13 protein-coding genes are annotated in these 16,662 nt (G+C 70.6%); 9 read left to right on the top strand and 4 right to left on the bottom strand.

All coding sequences use genetic code 11. From position 1 onward, the window contains the following. Positions 1-33: 33 nt before the first annotated feature. The 9 genes from ASF40_RS17930 to ASF40_RS17970 all read left to right on the top strand — a co-directional run bounded on the left by ASF40_RS17930 (position 34) and on the right by ASF40_RS17970 (position 12,046). Positions 34-1,128 (top strand): Gfo/Idh/MocA family protein, encoded by a 1,095-nt coding sequence (locus ASF40_RS17930; protein WP_056371661.1) that lies wholly within the window; start codon positions 34-36, stop codon positions 1,126-1,128. After that, complete coding sequence (locus tag ASF40_RS17935; protein ID WP_056371664.1) at positions 1,125-2,093, top strand: family 43 glycosylhydrolase; 969 nt, start codon at positions 1,125-1,127, stop codon at positions 2,091-2,093. The genes ASF40_RS17930 and ASF40_RS17935 overlap by 4 nt, the downstream gene beginning before the upstream one ends. A gap of 366 nt (positions 2,094-2,459) precedes the next feature. Then, positions 2,460-3,764: an ABC transporter substrate-binding protein gene (locus ASF40_RS17940; protein WP_056371666.1), complete on the top strand. Its 1,305-nt coding sequence runs from the start codon at positions 2,460-2,462 to the stop codon at positions 3,762-3,764. 75 nt (positions 3,765-3,839) lie between these two features. Next, positions 3,840-4,835 carry a carbohydrate ABC transporter permease gene (locus ASF40_RS17945; RefSeq protein WP_056371667.1) on the top strand — a complete coding sequence of 332 codons (996 nt, stop codon included), beginning with the start codon at positions 3,840-3,842 and terminating at the stop codon, positions 4,833-4,835. Then, positions 4,832-5,755 carry a carbohydrate ABC transporter permease gene (locus ASF40_RS17950; RefSeq protein ID WP_056371669.1) on the top strand — a complete coding sequence of 308 codons (924 nt, stop codon included), beginning with the start codon at positions 4,832-4,834 and terminating at the stop codon, positions 5,753-5,755. The genes ASF40_RS17945 and ASF40_RS17950 overlap by 4 nt, the downstream gene beginning before the upstream one ends. Positions 5,756-5,788: 33 nt before the next feature. Continuing rightward, complete coding sequence (locus tag ASF40_RS17955) at positions 5,789-6,436, top strand: DUF624 domain-containing protein (RefSeq protein ID WP_056371671.1); 648 nt, start codon at positions 5,789-5,791, stop codon at positions 6,434-6,436. Positions 6,437-6,484: 48 nt separating this feature from the next. Then, entirely contained in the window at positions 6,485-8,587 is a 2,103-nt protein-coding gene (locus ASF40_RS17960) for a beta-galactosidase (protein WP_056371673.1), read from the top strand. A gap of 32 nt (positions 8,588-8,619) precedes the next feature. After that, complete coding sequence (locus ASF40_RS17965) at positions 8,620-9,903, top strand: ABC transporter substrate-binding protein (RefSeq protein ID WP_056371675.1); 1,284 nt, start codon at positions 8,620-8,622, stop codon at positions 9,901-9,903. An 82-nt stretch (positions 9,904-9,985) separates the two neighbouring features. Beyond that, positions 9,986-12,046, top strand: a complete 2,061-nt coding sequence (locus ASF40_RS17970) for a beta-galactosidase (protein ID WP_056371676.1) — start codon at positions 9,986-9,988, stop codon at positions 12,044-12,046. A 17-nt stretch (positions 12,047-12,063) separates the two neighbouring features. Here the strand turns inward: ASF40_RS17970 and iolG are convergent, their stop codons facing one another. Genes iolG through ASF40_RS17990 form a run of 4 tightly spaced genes read right to left on the bottom strand, consistent with a single transcriptional unit; the run spans position 12,064 to position 16,659 of the window. Continuing rightward, positions 12,064-13,074 (bottom strand): inositol 2-dehydrogenase, encoded by a 1,011-nt coding sequence (gene iolG / locus ASF40_RS17975; protein ID WP_056371678.1) that lies wholly within the window; start codon positions 13,072-13,074, stop codon positions 12,064-12,066. Between the two features lie 40 nt (positions 13,075-13,114). Next, positions 13,115-14,032: a sugar phosphate isomerase/epimerase family protein gene (locus ASF40_RS17980; protein ID WP_056371680.1), complete on the bottom strand. Its 918-nt coding sequence runs from the start codon at positions 14,030-14,032 to the stop codon at positions 13,115-13,117. A gap of 39 nt (positions 14,033-14,071) precedes the next feature. Further along, a complete protein-coding gene (locus ASF40_RS17985; protein ID WP_056371681.1) occupies positions 14,072-14,968 on the bottom strand; it encodes a Cgl0159 family (beta/alpha)8-fold protein in 897 nt (298 codons plus the stop codon). Next, positions 14,965-16,659, bottom strand: a complete 1,695-nt coding sequence (locus tag ASF40_RS17990; RefSeq protein ID WP_056371683.1) for a hypothetical protein — start codon at positions 16,657-16,659, stop codon at positions 14,965-14,967. Before ASF40_RS17990 ends, ASF40_RS17985 begins: the two co-directional genes overlap by 4 nt. Between the last annotated feature and the right edge of the window lie 3 nt (positions 16,660-16,662).

Raw genomic sequence — 16,662 nt, forward strand, 5'->3', positions numbered from 1 at the left:
GCATCCGTTCGCGATCCACCCGAAGGAGCCACCGTGACCGAGACCCTCCGCTGTGCCATCGTGGGCACGGGAGCGATCGCCCACTCGCACATCCGAGCCATCGCCGCCTACCCGCACGCCGAGCTGGTCGCGGTCACCGACCTCAGCCGCGCCTCGGCCGATGCGTTCGCCGCGACGTACGGCGCGCCCGCTGTCTACGACGACCTCGAGGCGCTGCTCGCCGCCGAGCACCCCGACGTCGTCCACATCTGCACTCCCCCGGGCGCCCACACCGCGCAGACCCTCGCGGCGTTCGCGGCCGGTGCGCACGTGGTGGTCGAGAAGCCCCCGGCACCGTCCCTCGACGAGCTCGAGCAGATGACGGATGCCGCGGCCGCCGCCGGCCGGCAGCTCGCGGTGGTCTTCCAGCAGCGCACGGGAACCGCGCCCGCCCACGTCAAGCGCCTCCTCGATTCCGGCGCGCTCGGGCGACCCCTCGTCGCCCAGTGCCAGACGCTCTGGTACCGCGACGCCGCGTACTTCGCGGTGCCGTGGCGCGGGAAGTGGGAGACGGAGGGCGGCGGGACGACGCTCGGCCACGCCATCCACCAGCTCGACCTCCTGGCGTTCCTGCTGGGCCACTGGACACGCGTCGAGGGGCGGCTCTGGCGACTCGACCGCGAGACGCAGACCGAGGACGTGTCGACGGCGACCGTGGTGTTCGAGGGCGGCGTCGTCGCACAGGTCGTGTCGAGCACGCTGTCGCCGCGCGAGACGAGCACGATCCGGATCGACACCGAGAAGGCGACGATCACGGTCGACCACCTGTACGGCCACGGCCACGAGAACTGGCGCATCACGCCGGCTCCCCACGTCGACGCCGCCGAGGCCGCGACCTGGGAGATCAGCGGGCCCGAAGAGCGCAGCGACCACGTGTATCTGCTGCGCGACGTGTTCGACGCGCTCCGTTCGGGCGCACCCCTGCCGCCGACGGCCGAGGCGCCGGCGCGTTCGATCGAGCTCGTCGCCGCGATCTACGCGTCGGCCGACGCCGACGGCGCCGTGGTGACCCCCGCCGACCTCGCCGCGCACCCGACGCACCGCAAGAGCTTCGCGAGCACCGTCATCGACCTGCGACCGGCCCGATGACGGTCGACGCCTCACTCGACCCCGACGCCGCAGCACCCCGCGAGATCTACCGCGATCCCGTCTACGACGGCGCGACCGATCCCACCGTGGTGCGGGACGCCGACGGCTGGTGGATCTTCTATACGCAGCGCCGCGCCACGCATCCGCACCCCGGCGACGGGGTCGCCTGGGTGCACGGCTCTCGCATCGGCGTCGCGCGCAGTGAGGACGGCCTGCGCTGGAGCTACGCCGGGACGCTGGAACCGGATGCTGCGGGCCTCCGCCTGGCGGAAGGCCCGCCGCCCGCGGCGGTCGGCGAGACGCATTGGGCGCCCGAGATCATCCACGACGGCACGCAGTGGCGCATGTACCTCACGGAGATCGACGGCGTGCCGACCCGATGGGAGGGGCACGCCCGCCGGATCGTCGAGTACGTCTCGGACGACCTGCGCACCTGGAGCCGCCGGGGCGTCATCGCGCTCGCGAGCGACCGCGTGATCGACGCCGCCGTCACCCGGTGCCCCGACGGCCTCTGGCGCCTCTGGTACAAGGACGAGGCGGCCGATTCGACGACCGCGGTCGCGGTGTCGGACGACCTCGACTCGTGGCGGCTCGACGGCACCGCCGTCGGCGGGCGCCCGCACGAGGGCCCGTTCGTCTTCGCGCTCGACGGCACGTGGTTCCTCCTCACGGACGAGTGGCGCGGCATGGCCGTGCACCGGAGTGCCGACGCCGTCACGTGGGAGCGGCAGGGCAGCACGGATGCCGTCATCCTGGGCGAGAGCACCCCTCCGCGGGACGGCATCCAGATCGGACGGCACGGCTCGGTGGTGGTCCTGGGCGACGAGGCACGGCTCTACTTCTTCACCCACCCCTGGTGGGACGGCAGCGAGCTCGCGGACACCGAAGAGCGCAGCCATCGCCGCAGCGCCGTCCACGTCGCCCGCCTGCGCGTGGTAGACGGCGAGCTGGTCGCCGAGCGCTGACCCGAGGCATCCCTCCCCCGCCCTTCCGCTCACCCTCCTTCAACAGGTCAACCGGGGTTCCGCACGATGCGGGAGAGCGAATCTCTCCTGCAGAAGGCCGGTTGACCTGTCGGAACCGGGCGGCGGCGGCGCGTCGAGGGCTGGGACCGAGCACAGTCCGTCATCACCGCAAGATCGCTGCTGTTACTGAATCGTTTAAAAAACTCGCGCGAACGCCTTGCGAAACGTTTTTAGACCGAGTACCGTAGCGGGCAAGCGCTTTCCAGCATCGCAGGACCTGCACCACAGAGCGCCCCACACCGCATACACAGACGACGAACGTCTCACGCGGAACAGCGAACGCAGACGTTCACAAGGAGGACAAGGATGTTCAGCAAGAAGCGGGCACTCGCCGTCGCCGCCCTCGCGGCCGGCGCCGCCCTCGTGCTGGCCGGCTGCGCCGGCGGCAGCGACGAGACCCCCGACGCCGCACCCACATTCGACCCGAACGACAAGGTCACCCTCGACCTCGCGTTCTGGGGCAACGACGTCCGCGCCGGGCTCTACAACGAGGCCATCGCAGCGTTCAACGAGGAGTACCCGAACATCACGGTGAACTCCACGTTCCTCACCTTCCCCGAGTTCTGGGAGAAGCGTCAGACCGAGGCCGCCGGCGGCAACCTCCCCGACGTCATGCAGTTCGACTACTCGTACCTGCGCCAGTACTCCGAGAACGGCCTGCTGCTCGACCTCGACCCGTACCTCGGCAACATCATCGAGACCGAGCCGCTGCCCGAGAACATCCTCAACATCGGCGTCGTCGACGACACCACCTACGGCATCACGACCTCCACCAACGCGTGGGGCCTGTTCACCAACCCGGTTCTGCTCGAGAAGGCCGGCGTCGAAGAGTTCGAAGGCGGCAGCTGGGACGACTACACCGACTGGATGGGCGAGGTCACCGACGGCTCCGGCGGCGAGTTCTGGGGCGGCGGCGACTTCACCGGCCGCATCCAGAACTTCGAGCTGCAGCTGCGCGCGGAGGGCAAGAACCTCTTCAACGAGGACGGCACGCCCGGCTTCGACGAGGAGCGCCTCACCGAGTTCTGGGAGTCTGGCGCACCGATCCGCGAGGACGGCATCGGCATCCCGCAGCAGCGCGTGGAAGAGGTCGCCCCGAAGGGCGCCTTCGACAGCGCGCTGACGGCGAGCGAGCTCACCTGGGACAACTTCGGCGCGGGCTACCTCGCCGGTCTCGGCGAGGGCTACACCGAGCTCGGCCTCATCGCTCCCCCGGTGACCAAGGAAGGCGCGAAGGACCTGTACCTGAAGCCGTCGATGCTCCACACGATCTCGGCCAACACCGAGCACCCCGAGGCGGCGGCGACGCTCGTCAACTTCCTCGTGAACTCGCCCCAGTCGGGTGAGATCTTCGGCACCAACCGTGGCCTGCCGGCCTCGGAGACCGCCCTCGAGGCGGCCGAGCTCGACCCGCTGAGCCAGCAGGTCAAGGACTATGAGGCGTCGATCGCCGACCGTCTCGGCGACGCCCCGCCGGTTCCGATCGTCGGCTACGGCACGCTCGAGGAGAAGTTCCGCCAGCTGGGTACCGAGCTCAACTTCGGCACCGTCACGGTCGATGACGCGGTCTCGCAGTTCTTCGCCGAGATGGACGTCGTCCTCAACCAGTGACAGCTTCCGGGTCCGGGCGTACGATGCGCCCGGGCCCGGAGAACCACTACTCCACAACCCGTATCGGAGAGTCTCGTGAGCACCACAGCGACCAGAGTCATCGTGACCGGTGAGAAGTCCTCACGCCGGTCCCTGTTCCGCCGGAGCAGCCCTGAGCATGTGAACCGGCCGGGTCAGCGCCAGCGCGTCGTGAAGGAGACGCTGGCCGGGTACGGGTTCCTCGTTCCGTGGCTGGTCGGGTTCTTCGGCCTCACGCTGATCCCGATGGCGTACTCGCTGTACCTGTCGTTCACGAAGTACAACATCTTCGCGCCGCCGAAGTGGATCGGCTTCGACAACTACGTCCGGATGTTCACGAACGACCCGGCGTTCATGCAGTCCGCCCAGATCACGATGATCTACGTGCTGGTCGGCACCCCCATCACGCTGGCCGCCGCGCTCGGCGTGGCGATGCTCCTGAACTACCGCGACAAGGGCGCCGGATTCTTCCGCTCGGCCTTCTACGCCCCTTCCCTCATCGGCGGCTCGGTGTCGGTCGCGATCGTATGGCGCGCCATGTTCGCCTCCGACGGCCCCGTCGACAACGCCCTCTCCGCCATCGGCATCGACCTGGGCGGCTGGATCGGCAACCCCGCGCTGGTGCTGCCGGCGATGATCCTCCTCGCGATCTGGATGTTCGGCGCCACCATGGTGATCTTCCTCGCCGGACTCAAGCAGATCCCCAAGGAGCTGTACGAGGCCGCGGAGATGGACGGCGCCGGCCCCTGGCACCGCTTCCGGGCGGTCACCCTGCCGATGCTGAGCCCTGTGATCTTCTTCAACCTGCTGCTCGGCCTGATCGGCGCGTTCCAGGTGTTCGCCTCGGCCTACATCATCTCCAACGGCACCGGCGGCCCCGCCGGCATGACGAACTTCATCACCCTCTACCTCTACAAGCGCGGCTTCTCGGACGGCCAGATGGGCTACGCCGCCGCCATCGCCTGGGTGCTGCTGATCGTCGTCGCCATCATCGCCTTCATCCTTTTCCGCACCCAGCGCAGCTGGGTCCACTACGCCGGAGACAACCGATGAGCACCACAAGCTTCGGCGAGCCCGCCATCGCCACCCTCGAGAACCAGGTCGACGCCACCCCGCAGCAGCCGCGCCGCAAGGTCAAGCGCGGCACGTGGCAGACCGTGATCTGGTTCGTCGTGCTCATCGCGGTCACCGCGGTCGTGCTCTACCCGCTGGTGTGGCTGCTGTTCTCCACGTTCAAGCCCAACAGCGAGTTCGGCTCCAACATGGGCCTGCTGCCCGAGAACCCCACCATCGCCAACTACGCGAAGGTGATGGAGGGCATCGCGGGCGTGCCGATGTGGCGGTTCTTCCTGAACAGCTTCATCATCGCCGCGGGCTCCGTGATCGGCGTGCTGCTGTCGTCGTCGCTGGCCGCCTACGCGTTCGCCCGCATCCAGTTCAAGGGACTCGGCATCCTGTTCGCCGCGATGATCGGCACGCTGCTGCTGCCGTTCCACGTCGTGATCATCCCGCAGTACATCATCTTCCAGCGCCTCGACATGATCGACACGTTCTGGCCCCTGCTGCTGCCGAAGTTCCTCGCCACCGAGGCGTTCTTCGTGTTCCTGCTCGTGCAGTTCATCCGTCAGATGCCGCGCGACATGGACGAGGCAGCCCGCATCGACGGCGCCGGACACCTTCGCATCTTCTGGTCGATCATCCTGCCGCTGATCAAGCCGGCGCTGATCACCTGCTCGATCTTCGCGTTCATCTGGGCCTGGAACGACTTCCTCGGACCCCTGCTGTACCTGACGAGCCCCGAGAACTACCCGCTGCCCATCGCGCTGCGCCTCTACAACGACCAGACCTCGGTCAGCGACTACGGCGCCACCGTCACCGCGTCGTTCATCGCGCTGATCCCCGTCCTGCTCTTCTTCCTCGTGTTCCAGCGCTTCCTCGTCGATGGCGTGGCGACGCAGGGCCTCAAGGGCTGACGGCCCGCCGAGCCACAACGACAAGGACATCCCATGGACCGCCGAGAACTCCGCGCCGCGCGTCGCGCCGACGCGTCCGGAGCCGGACCGACGCTCGAGGAGCGGGCTCCGGCCCGCTACCCGGGCGCCAAGGGAGCCTTCGCCCTGTTCGGCGAGGTGCTGCTGACCGGACTGCTGGTCACCGCGGCAGGCCTGCTCGTCGTGACGCTGCCCGCGGCGCTGGCCGCCGGCATCCGTCATCTGCGTCGCTACGTGAACGCGGAGCAGTCGCACGCGAAGACGTTCTGGCAGGACTGGAAGCGGGCACTGCCCGGCGGCCTGGTCGTCGGCGTCGCCGCGGTGCTCGTCACGTTCGTGCTGACGCTCGACATCTACCTCGCGAACTCCGGCGCCCTCCCCGGCGGCGGCCTCATCTCCTTCGTCGGCTGGGCCGGCCTCGTCGTCGGCGCCGTGGCGCTGCTCGTCGCCGCGGGCGCGTGGACACCCGAGCGCGGCTGGCGGGCGGCGGTGCGCAGCGTCCCGTCGTCCCTTGTCGGCGACCCGATCGCCGCGCTCTATCTCGCGGCCGCGGCCGTGCTGGTCGGCGTCATGACCTGGATGCTCGCGCCGCTCATCATCGCCGGACTCGGCTGCGCCGCCTTCGCCGTCGTGGCCCTCCCGGCGCGCCGCGCCCGCCGCTGAACCCACACCTGTCTCGATCGCAAGACCAGCCAGAAGGAGCTGCTCGACGTGCTGTACGGCGCCGACTACAACCCCGACCAGTGGCCCGAGGAGGTGTGGGACGAGGACGTCCGCCTCATGCAGGAGGCCGGCGTCAACATCGTGAGCCTCGGCATCTTCGCGTGGTCGCGCATCCAGCCCACCGAGGGTGTGTGGGACTTCGCGTGGCTCGACACCGTCATCGAGAAGCTCCACGCCGGCGGCATCGCGGTGAACCTCGCGACCGCGACCGCCTCTCCCCCGCCGTGGGTGAGCAGGAACTACCCCGAGACGCTCCCGGCGAACGAGTCGGGTGCGTCGTACTGGCCGGGCAGCCGTCAGCACTTCGCCCCCTCGTCGCCGACCTACCGGCGACTTGCCGGCGAGCTCGTGCGCCGGCTGGCCGAGCGCTACGTGCACCACCCCGCCGTGGTGATGTGGCACGTCGGCAACGAGTTCGGCTGCCACCTCTGGATGGACTTCTCGGATGCTGCGCGCGACGCGTACCGCGACTGGCTCCACAAGCGCTACGCCACCGTCGACGCGCTCAACGACGCATGGGGCACGAGCTTCTGGTCGCAGCGCTACGGCTCGTTCGACGAGATCTTCCCGCCACGCCTCGCCCCCTACAGCCACAACCCGTCGTCGATGCTCGACTGGCGACGGTTCACGAGCGACATGCTGCTCGAGTGCTACCTCATGGAGCGCCAGATCCTGCTCGAAGCCGGCGCGACGCAGCCGATCACGACGAACTTCATGGGCCCGTTCAAGCCCGCGGACTACCGCAAGTGGGCCCCGCACATGGACGTCATCGCCGACGACTGCTACCCCGACCCCGCGAACCCGAACCGCGTGCGCGACGCCGCGTTCCAGCGCGACCTCGTCCGCTCGCTCAAGCCCGGCGTGCCATGGCTGCTGTGGGAGCAGGCGACGGATGCCGTCAACTGGCGGCCCGCGAACCCCGGCAAGCGGCCCGGTGCCCTCGCCGCTGAGTCCGCGCAGTCCATCGCCCGCGGCGCCGACGGCATCATGTTCTTCCAGTGGCGGCAGTCCCGCGCCGGCAGCGAGAAGTTCCACTCGGCGATGCTGCCCCACGCCGGCACCGAGACCCGCACGTGGGACGCGGTGACCGAGCTCGGCGCGCGCCTGGCCGCGCTGCCGAAGCTCCCGGCACCGGGCCGCGACGCGCAGGTCGCCCTGGTGTTCGACTGGGAGAACTGGTGGGCCGTCGAAGAGCGCGACCACCCCACCGAGATCGACTACCTCGCGGTCGTGCTCGAGTGGTACGGCGCCTTCCACGTGCGCAACATCCAGGTCGACATCGTCGGTCCCGAGGAGGTAGACCACGGCTACGCCCTCGTGGTCGCGCCGGCACTGTATCTCCTCCGGGACGAGGGCGCCTCGGCGCTCGCCCGCTTCGTCGACGACGGCGGAACGCTCCTCACCGGTCCGTTCACCGACATCGTCGACGCGCACGACCACTTCCGCGACGGCGGCTTCCTGACGCAGCTCGGCCCGGTGCTGGGCCTGCGCTTCGAGGACTTCGGCGCCCTGGCAGGTCAGTCCTCCGGCGGCGCGGGCGTCGGAGCCCTCAGCGCCGACGCCGTCCAGGCAGCGCGCGACGCCGCCGGCCGCGGCGCGGTCACGTTCGACTTCGGTGGGGTGGAGCGATCCGGTCGCCTGGTCGCCGAAGCGGTGCACGCGACCGGCGCAACGCCGGTCGCCACGTTCTCCTCGGGCCTGCAGTCCGGCTCACCGGCGCTCACGCGCCACCGCTTCGGCTCGGGCGAGGCCTGGTACACCGCGACCCAACCCAGTGCCGATGCGATCGACGCGATCGTCGGTGCCGTGGTCGAGGCATCCGGTGTCCGTCCCGTCGTGGCGGATCTGCCCGCAGGCGTCGAGGCCGCGCGCCGGGGCGACCTGATCACCCTCATCAACCACGGCGACGCGCGCGTCGAGATCACGATCGACGGGATGGATGCCGAGACCGGCGTCGCCGTCGAGTGCGTCGTGCTCGACGGTCAGGGGGTCGCGTTCGTGTCGGCCCCCGTCGACACCGCGGGTGCCGCCGCGCACTCCGCACACGCCGCCGTCGCCGTCGCCGTCGCCGCCGCCGTCGCCGAATCCTGACCCTTATCAGAACAGAAGACTGGAGAATCTCCATGCCTGCACCTCGCACCCTGCTCGCGGCCGCCGCCCTGACCGCGGGCGCCGCGCTCGTCCTCTCGGGCTGCTCCGGCGGCGACGCGGACGACGCCGCCGCGTTCGACCCCGACGAGAAGGTGACCCTCGATTTCGCCTTCTGGGGCAATGACGACCGCGCGACCCGCTACAACGACCTGATCGCGGCGTTCAACGAGGAGTACCCGAACATCACGATCAACTCGTCGTTCACCGACTTCCCGAGCTTCTGGGAGAAGCGCCAGACGGAGGCTGCGGGCGGTGGCCTTCCTGACGTCTTCCAGTTCTCCGACAGCTACCTGCGCCAGTACGCGGAGTCGGGCAACCTGCTCGACCTCGCCGATGTGTCGGACTACATCGACACCACCACGTTCGAGGAGTCGCTGCTCGGCACGGGCGCCCTGGACGGCGTGCAGTACTCGCTTCCGACCGGCTACAGCCTGTGGGCGAACTTCGTCAACGACGACCTCGTCGCCGAGGCCGGGGTCGAGGCGCCCGAGGGCGGCACGAGCTTCGCCGACTTCGACGAGTGGATGGCCTCCGTCACCGACGCCACCGGCGGCGCCGTGTACGGTGGCACCGACTACACGCAGCGCATCCAGGTCTTCGAGCTGCAGCTGCGCGCGAACGGCGGCAACCTCTACACCGACGACGGCGAGCTCGGCTTCACCGAGGACGACCTGCGCGAGTTCTGGGAATCCGGCGCCGAGATCCGCGACGGCGTCACCGTGCCGCAGCAGAAGCTCGAGGAGCTCTCGCCGAAGTCCGGCTTCGGCGCCGCCATCACGGCGAGCGAGATGAGCTGGAGCAACTTCCTCGGCGGCTACCTCGCCGACTCGGGCGCGTCCTCGATCTCGCTCGTCGCCCCGCCCACCGCCAAGGAGGGCTCGAAGGACCTGTATCGTCAGGCCGGTCTCCAGGTCGCGATCGCCGCGAACACCGAGCACCCCGAGGCCGCGGCCCTCTTCCTCGACTTCGTGGTGAACAGCCCCGAGGCCGGCGAGATCTTCGGCACCACGCTCGGCTTCCCGGCATCGTCGTCGAAGCTCGAGGGCACGACCCTCGAGGGCGCCGACAAGCAGGTCGCCGACTACATCGAGTCGGCCGCGGACCGCATCGGCGACGCCCCGCCGGTCCCCGTCGTCGGCTACGGCTCGCTCGAGCAGGCCTTCTGGGACGCCGGCAAGTCGATCGGCCTCGGCGTGCTCTCGGTCGATGACGCCGTGACCCAGTTCTTCGCCGAGGCGGACGCCATCCTCGGCTGACGCCGGACCGAATGACGGAAACGGATGCCGCGGCACGTGCCTCGTGCCGCGGCATCCGTGTACTCACCCCGGAGGAGCCCCCGTGTCCGATGCATCCGACGAACGCCTGTCGCAGCTGCGCGCCCGCCTCGGCGGCATCGCGTACGGCGGGGACTACAACCCCGAGCAGTGGCCGCGCGAGATCTGGCACGATGACGCACGTCTCATGCAGGCAGCCGGGGTGAATCTCGTGAGCGTCGGCGTGTTCTCATGGTCGGCGCTGGAACCGGCCGACGGCGTCTTCGTCTTCGAGTGGCTCGATGAGGTGATCGACGTGCTGTGGGCGCACGACATCGCCGTGAACCTCGCCACCCCCAACGCGTCACCGCCCCCGTGGCTCGTCGAGGATCACCCCGAAGTGCGACTCCGCCGATTCGACGGCACCCGCGTCGGCGTCGGCAGCCGCGCCCATTACTGCTCGTCGTCGCCGGTCTACCGGGACCGCAGTCTGCGCATCGCGCGACTGCTCGCCGAGCGCTACGGCACGCACCCGGCGCTCGCGATGTGGCACCTCGGCAACGAGTACTACGCGAAGTGCTACTGCGAGCTCTGCGACGAGCGGTTCCGCGGCTGGCTGCATGCTCGATACGGGGCGCTCGACGCGCTCAACGACGCGTGGGGCACGATGTTCTGGAGCCAGCGCTACAGCGCGTGGGAACAGGTGCACGTTCCCGGCCCTGTCGAAGGGAAGGTCACGACGAGCCGCGAGCTCGACTTCGCACGCTTCTCGTCGGATCGGCAGCTGGAGCTCATGACGGCGGAGCGCGACGTGATGCGCGAGCTCACGCCGGGCATTCCGGTGACGACGAACTTCATGCAGTACGTCGATCCGAACGACTACCGGGCGTGGGCAGCCGAAGAGGACGTCGTGTCGCTGGACGCCTACCCCGACCCGGCCGATCCCGAGAGCCTGATGAAGGCCGCCCTCCAGTACGATCTGATGCGGTCGCTGCGCGGCGGCCGCCCCTGGTTGCTCCTGGAGCAGTCCGCGAACGCGGCCAGCCAATGGCGCACGAACCTCGTGAAGCAACCCGGCCGGATGCGGCTGGGCTCCTATCAGGCGGTGGCTCGGGGCGCGGACGCGGTGATGTTCTTCCAGTGGCGGGCGTCACGGCAGGGCAACGAGAAGTTCCACTCGGCGATGCTGCCGCACGGCGGGACCGCCACGCGATCGTGGCAGGCGGTCCGCGACCTCGGCTCCGAACTGCCGCGCGTGGCGGCGGTCACCGGCGCACGCACCGAGGCGCGGGTCGCGGTCGCGTTCGATTGGCCCAACTGGTGGGCCGTCGAGGGGGCCGCGCATCCCTCGAACGCCTTCTCCTACGCCAGGGCTGCGGTCGACCACTACCGCCCTCTGTGGCACGCAAACGTCGCCGTCGACGTCGTGGATCTGGCGGACGACCTCTCGGCGTACGCCATGGTCGTGGTGCCCAATCAGTACCTCATCACCGAGACCCAGCGCGCGTCGCTCACCCGGTTCGTCGAGGCCGGCGGCGTCGCCGTGGTGTCGTTCTTCTCCGGCATCGTCGACGAGTGCGACCGGGTCATCGAGAACGGCTACCCGGGCGGCCTGCGCGCGCTCATCGGCGCGCACGTCCGCGAGTTCTCGCCTCTCGCCGATGGCGCGACCGTGCACGTCGACGGCGTCGCGGGCAGCGAGCTCGACGTCGATTTCACGGCCGGCGCCGATTTCTGGCAGGACGACATCGTGCTCGAGGGCGCGCGGGCACTGGCCGTCTACCGCGACGGGTATCTCGCCGGCGAGCCGGCGATCACCCTGCACGAGAACGGTGCGGGTGCCGTCCTCTACGTCGGCACCCGGCTCGCCCCGGACGCCCAGCAGGCGGTGACGGATGCTGCGCTGCGTCGCGCCGGGATCGCGCCGCGCACGCTCGCGCCCGGCGTCGAGATCGCCGAGCGACGCAACGATCGCGGCGACTTCCTCTTCCTGCTGAACCACTCCGATGACGTCCGCACCGTGACGCTCGACCGCGCGGGGACCGATCTGCTGACGGACCGCACTCTCGACGTCGGCGACACGCTCTCGCTGGAGCCCGCCGGCGTCGCGGTCGTGCACACGACGGTCGCGGCATCCGTCGATTGATCCCGCGCGTGTGACGGTCAGTCGAGGCTGACGGTGACGGCGACCCTCTCGGTGGCGGAGCGCTGGGCGGCGTCGGCGAGGAGCAGTGCCGCCCGGCCGTCGTCGAATGTGGGACTCGCCGACGCACCGTCGCGGACGAGCTCGACGAAGGCGCGCAGCTCGGCCCCGTAGGCCTCGGCGTAGCGCTGCAGGAAGAAGTCCTCGTAGGGCGCGGTGGCCTCGACCCGCTCGGCGGTGGAGAGGCGGACCAGGCTCGTCGAACGGTTCGCGACCTGGAGCGTGCCCAGGGCGCCGAAGGCCTCGAGGCGCTGGTCGTAGCCGACCGCGCTGTGGCGGGAGTTGATGATCGTGACGACCGCGCCCGATGCGGCGCGGAGGGTCACGACGGCGGTGTCGAAGTCGCCGTGCTCGCGCGCGCCCTGGTCGAACGTGGTGGATCCGACCGCACTGACCTCGACGATGTCGGGCAGGAAGAAGCGGGCCATGTCGAAGTCGTGGATGGTCATGTCGCGGAAGATTCCGCCGGACACGGCGACGTAGGCGGCGGGAGGGGCGGACGGGTCGCGGCTGATGATCGTCAGCTGCTCCAGCGCCCCGATCTCGCCCGCCGCGACGCGCGCGCGGACCTCGACGAAAGCGGGGTCGAAGCGGCGGTTGAAGCCGAGCGCCACGGGAACGCCGGCTGCGGCGACCTTCGGGCGCAGAGCCTCCACCCGGGCGATGTCGAGATCGATCGGCTTCTCGCAGAGCACCGGGATGCCGCGGTCCACGGCCTGCTCGATGAGGTCGACGTGCGTCGGCGTCGGCGAGGCGATGAGCACCGCATCCACGTCGTCGGCGGCGAACAGCTCGTCGGCATCCGCCGTGACCCGGCCGCCGAAGCTCTCGGTCACGGACCGCGCGCCGTCGACGAACGGATCCGCGACCCACGACAGCGTCGTGTCGCGGTTCGCGGCGATGTTGGCGGCGTGCACCTGGCCGATGCGGCCGGTGCCGATCAGCCCGAAGCGGAGCGGGGCATGTGTCACTGCGGTTGTCCTTCTCGTCAGGGGTTCGGTACGGAGCCGGTCAGGCCCAGCGGCGCAGGGCGGCGCGGTTGACGCGCTGGTCGTCGCCGCGTGCGGCCCGGAAGGCGTCGATCGCCACGTCGGGGGCGTTCAGGACGTCCTGCTCGACGACCACCCACCCGTCGAAGCCGCGTGCTTCGAGGGCATCCATCACGCCGACCAGGTCGAGGTCGCCGCGCCCGAAGGCCACGAATGAGCCCGACGACCACACCTCGGTCATCCCGCCGCCGGACGCCAGCACCCGCTGCAGCTCGGCGAGATCGACGTCCTTCAGGTGCAGGTGGTTGATGCGGTCACCCCAGCGGGTCACCGCGTCGAGCGGGTCGCCGTCGGCGATGAGCAGATGCCCGGTGTCGAGCGTGAGGTCGACGTCGACGTGCGCGAGGAACCGGTCGATCTCGTCGGGAGACTCCACGAACGTGCCGGCGTGATGGTGGAAGGTCGGCTCGAAGCCGGCGGCGCGCACGAGGTCGGCCGCGCGCTGGGTGTTCGCGAAGAGCCGCTCCCAGGCCGGGGCGGTGAGCGGGTCGACGTCCTGGCCGCGGCCGGGGCGGGCGCGACGCGCCAAGGAGCCGTCGTCGGCCAGCGTCGGCAGCGGCAGGCGGGTCGGTCCCGCCTCCGCCGCGTCGGAGAAGACGCGCAGTGCGCCGTGCAGCGACGGGAGGGAGGCCTCGAACGCCTCGTCGTCCGAGAACGGCAGCTGCACCCAGCCTCCGGCGAGCTCGAGCCCGAAGCGGGCCAGTCGAGCGCGGAGGTCGGCGTCCCGGCCGAGGAAGCCGACGGGGCCGAGGTCGACCCCGCCGTACCCCGCGTCGGCCAGCACCTCGAGCATGTCGTCGGCCGCGACGGTGGCCGCACCCTCAGGGGTCATCTCGAACACCCCGAAGCTCACGGGCGCCCCCGCGACGGTGGCCTTCATCGGGTCTCTCCGGAAATGCTCACGCAGTCCCCCTTCGGGTCAGAGATCGGTGTGGACGAGGCGGGCCGCCGCGTCGACGGCGCCGGCGACATCGCCGTCCGGCGGGTACAGCAGCGCTCGTCCGGCGGTCAGGCCGCGCACGCCCGGAAGGGCGAGAGCATCCTCCCACGAGGAGAAGGTCTCGTCGGGGCCGGCGCCCGAGTCGCCGCCGAGCAGGAGGGTAGGGAGGGTCGTCGCCTCCATCACCCGCGCCATGTCGGGCACCACGGGCAGCTTCATCCATGTGTAGGCGCTGCTGACCCCGAGACCCGCGGCGATCGCGAGCGACAGCACCACGGCATCGGGCGCGAGGTCGTTGACGATGCGGCCGTCGACCCATCGGCTCATGAACGGCTCGACCATGATCGGCATCCGCGCCTCGGCCGCCGCGGTCACCGCGTGCGCGGTCGCCTCGAGCGTCGACGCCGTGCCGGTGTCGGCGAGGTTCACCCGCAGCAGCACCTTCGCGAAGTCGATCCCCGAGCGCACCATCGACGGCACGTCGTAGCCGGTGAAGCGGTCGTCCATCTCGAACGCCGAGCCGCGCAGCCCGCCGCGGTTCATCGAGCCCACGACGACCTTGTCGTCGAGGAGGCCGAGCATCGCGAGGTCGTCGATGATGTCGGGCGTCCCGAGGACGCCGTCGACGCCGGGGTGGCTCAGTGCCACCGCCAGGCGCTCCAGCAGCAGGTACCTGCTCGCCATCGCGTCGTCGCGGTCGCCCACCGCCAGCGCACCGCGCGCGGGGTGGTCGGCCGCGACGATGAACAGCCGGCCGTCTCCGCGGACGACATCGCGCCGCACACGGTTCGACAGCGCCTCCCGCACGGCGTCGGGGCGCTCGGCGCGGAGCGCGCGCAGCGTGTCGAAGCCGACGGCGTCGATGACGGCGCTCATTCGCCGGTCCCTTCCGCATGCAGTGTGAGGACGAGCCGGCCGGGGGCGCGTCCGGTCAGGTAGACGCGGCGTCCCGCTGCGGCGTCGCTGGCCCCGAGGAACGCATAGTCCTCGCCCGGGTGGTACCGACCGGCGCCGTCGGCGCGGTAGTCGTCGCCGGCGTCGAACGCGATCGCGGTGGAACCCACACGGTAGCGGCCGGCACCGGAGTCCAGCACCGCGGTGCCGTCCTCACGCTCGGTCACACCCTCGAACACTCCCCCGTCGCGGAACGCGAGCTCGAGCGCCCACGGGCTGTCAGGACCGTCGATCGCGATCGATACGACGGCGCCGTCGACCGTGGGCTCGACGTCGATGACGGTGTGCAGGCTCACGTCATCGGTGGCGCGGTCGCCGAACGACATCGAGCCGTAGAACCGGCCGTCGTCCGTGAGGGCGTACTCCCCCGACGGCGACCGACGGTCGGCGTCGAGCGGCTGGTAGTAGTGGGCCGAGACGGTCTCTGCGAGCCGGTAGCCCGGCGCGCGCTCGCCGGATCGCGGTGTGAACCGGTCCGCGCGGAACGGACCGAGACCGAAGAAGTCGCGCGACAGCCGCACCGAGTCGAGCACGACGTCGCCCGCGAACATCCGGAGGAAGGTCGGGTTCGCCGACAGCCCCGACCGCACGCGGCGGAACCGCGCGTAGTCGCTGCCGCCGAAGACCACGAGGCGCCGGTGGGCCGTGGCGTCGACCACGAGCCCCGACTGCTCCCATGCGCGCTGCGGCGCCGGGGGCGCAGCATCCGGAAGCTCCTCCCCGATGCGGGGCGCGAGCAGCAGCTCGGTCAGCACCGCGGAGGGATGAGGGATGCCGCCCTCCAGCGCGCGCCCGGCCGCCCAGGCGAAATCGCCACGGTCGAGATCGATCGCGGCGCGGCGGTAGGCCACGAGGTACGGCGCGAGGGGGAACCGGTTCAGCTGGTCCTGGCGTCGCGAGTGCACGGTCTCGACCGAATCGTCGGGGTGGATGAGCCCCAGCGTGCTCTCGAGATTGCGGATGACGGCCTCCCGCGCCTCCGCGCGATCGAACACGTCGGCGATCACCGTCAGCGACGGGTTCGACACGTAGGCCGCGTAGTTGGCGCTGCGCTCCGAGTAGACACCGTCGGGCGTGATGTCGATCCCCTCTGCGAGCCACTGCTCCGCGCGATCGCGCAGCGCAGGCGACGGGCGCCGCCGGTGCAGACGGGCGAGGGCCGCCGAGATCTCCCAGCGGTGGTTGGGCGTGTGGACGCCGCCCACGAGGAGCGCGGGCTCGATCGCGTCAGCGATCGCCGTCAGCTCGTCCTCGAGGTCGGCCAGCGCCGCCCGCTCATCGGCCGGCGCCCGCACGATGAGCTCGAGCGCGTCGCACAGATCGTTGACCGTGAAGGAGGAGTCCGGCGGCGAGTCGACGTTGTCGCCCCCGACGAACAGCCCGCCCGGCCCCTGCAGCGCGCGGAGCGCCCGGACGCTCTCACGCGCGGCGGCGATCAGCTCCGGGTCGCCGGCGTGCGCGGAGCGCGGCCACACGTATGCGGCGACGAACAGCCGCGCGCGATCCATGAGGTGCCGGTGCCGCTCGTGAGGCCCGAGGGTCGCCTCCAGCGCGCGGCGCACCTCGTCGGCGACGGCCGCCTGGAGCGCCGTCTCGAATTCGGAGTCCGACACGGG

Origin of the sequence: Microbacterium sp. Leaf288, assembly GCF_001422925.1 — a bacterium.
Classification (GTDB): Bacteria; Actinomycetota; Actinomycetes; order Actinomycetales; family Microbacteriaceae; genus Microbacterium.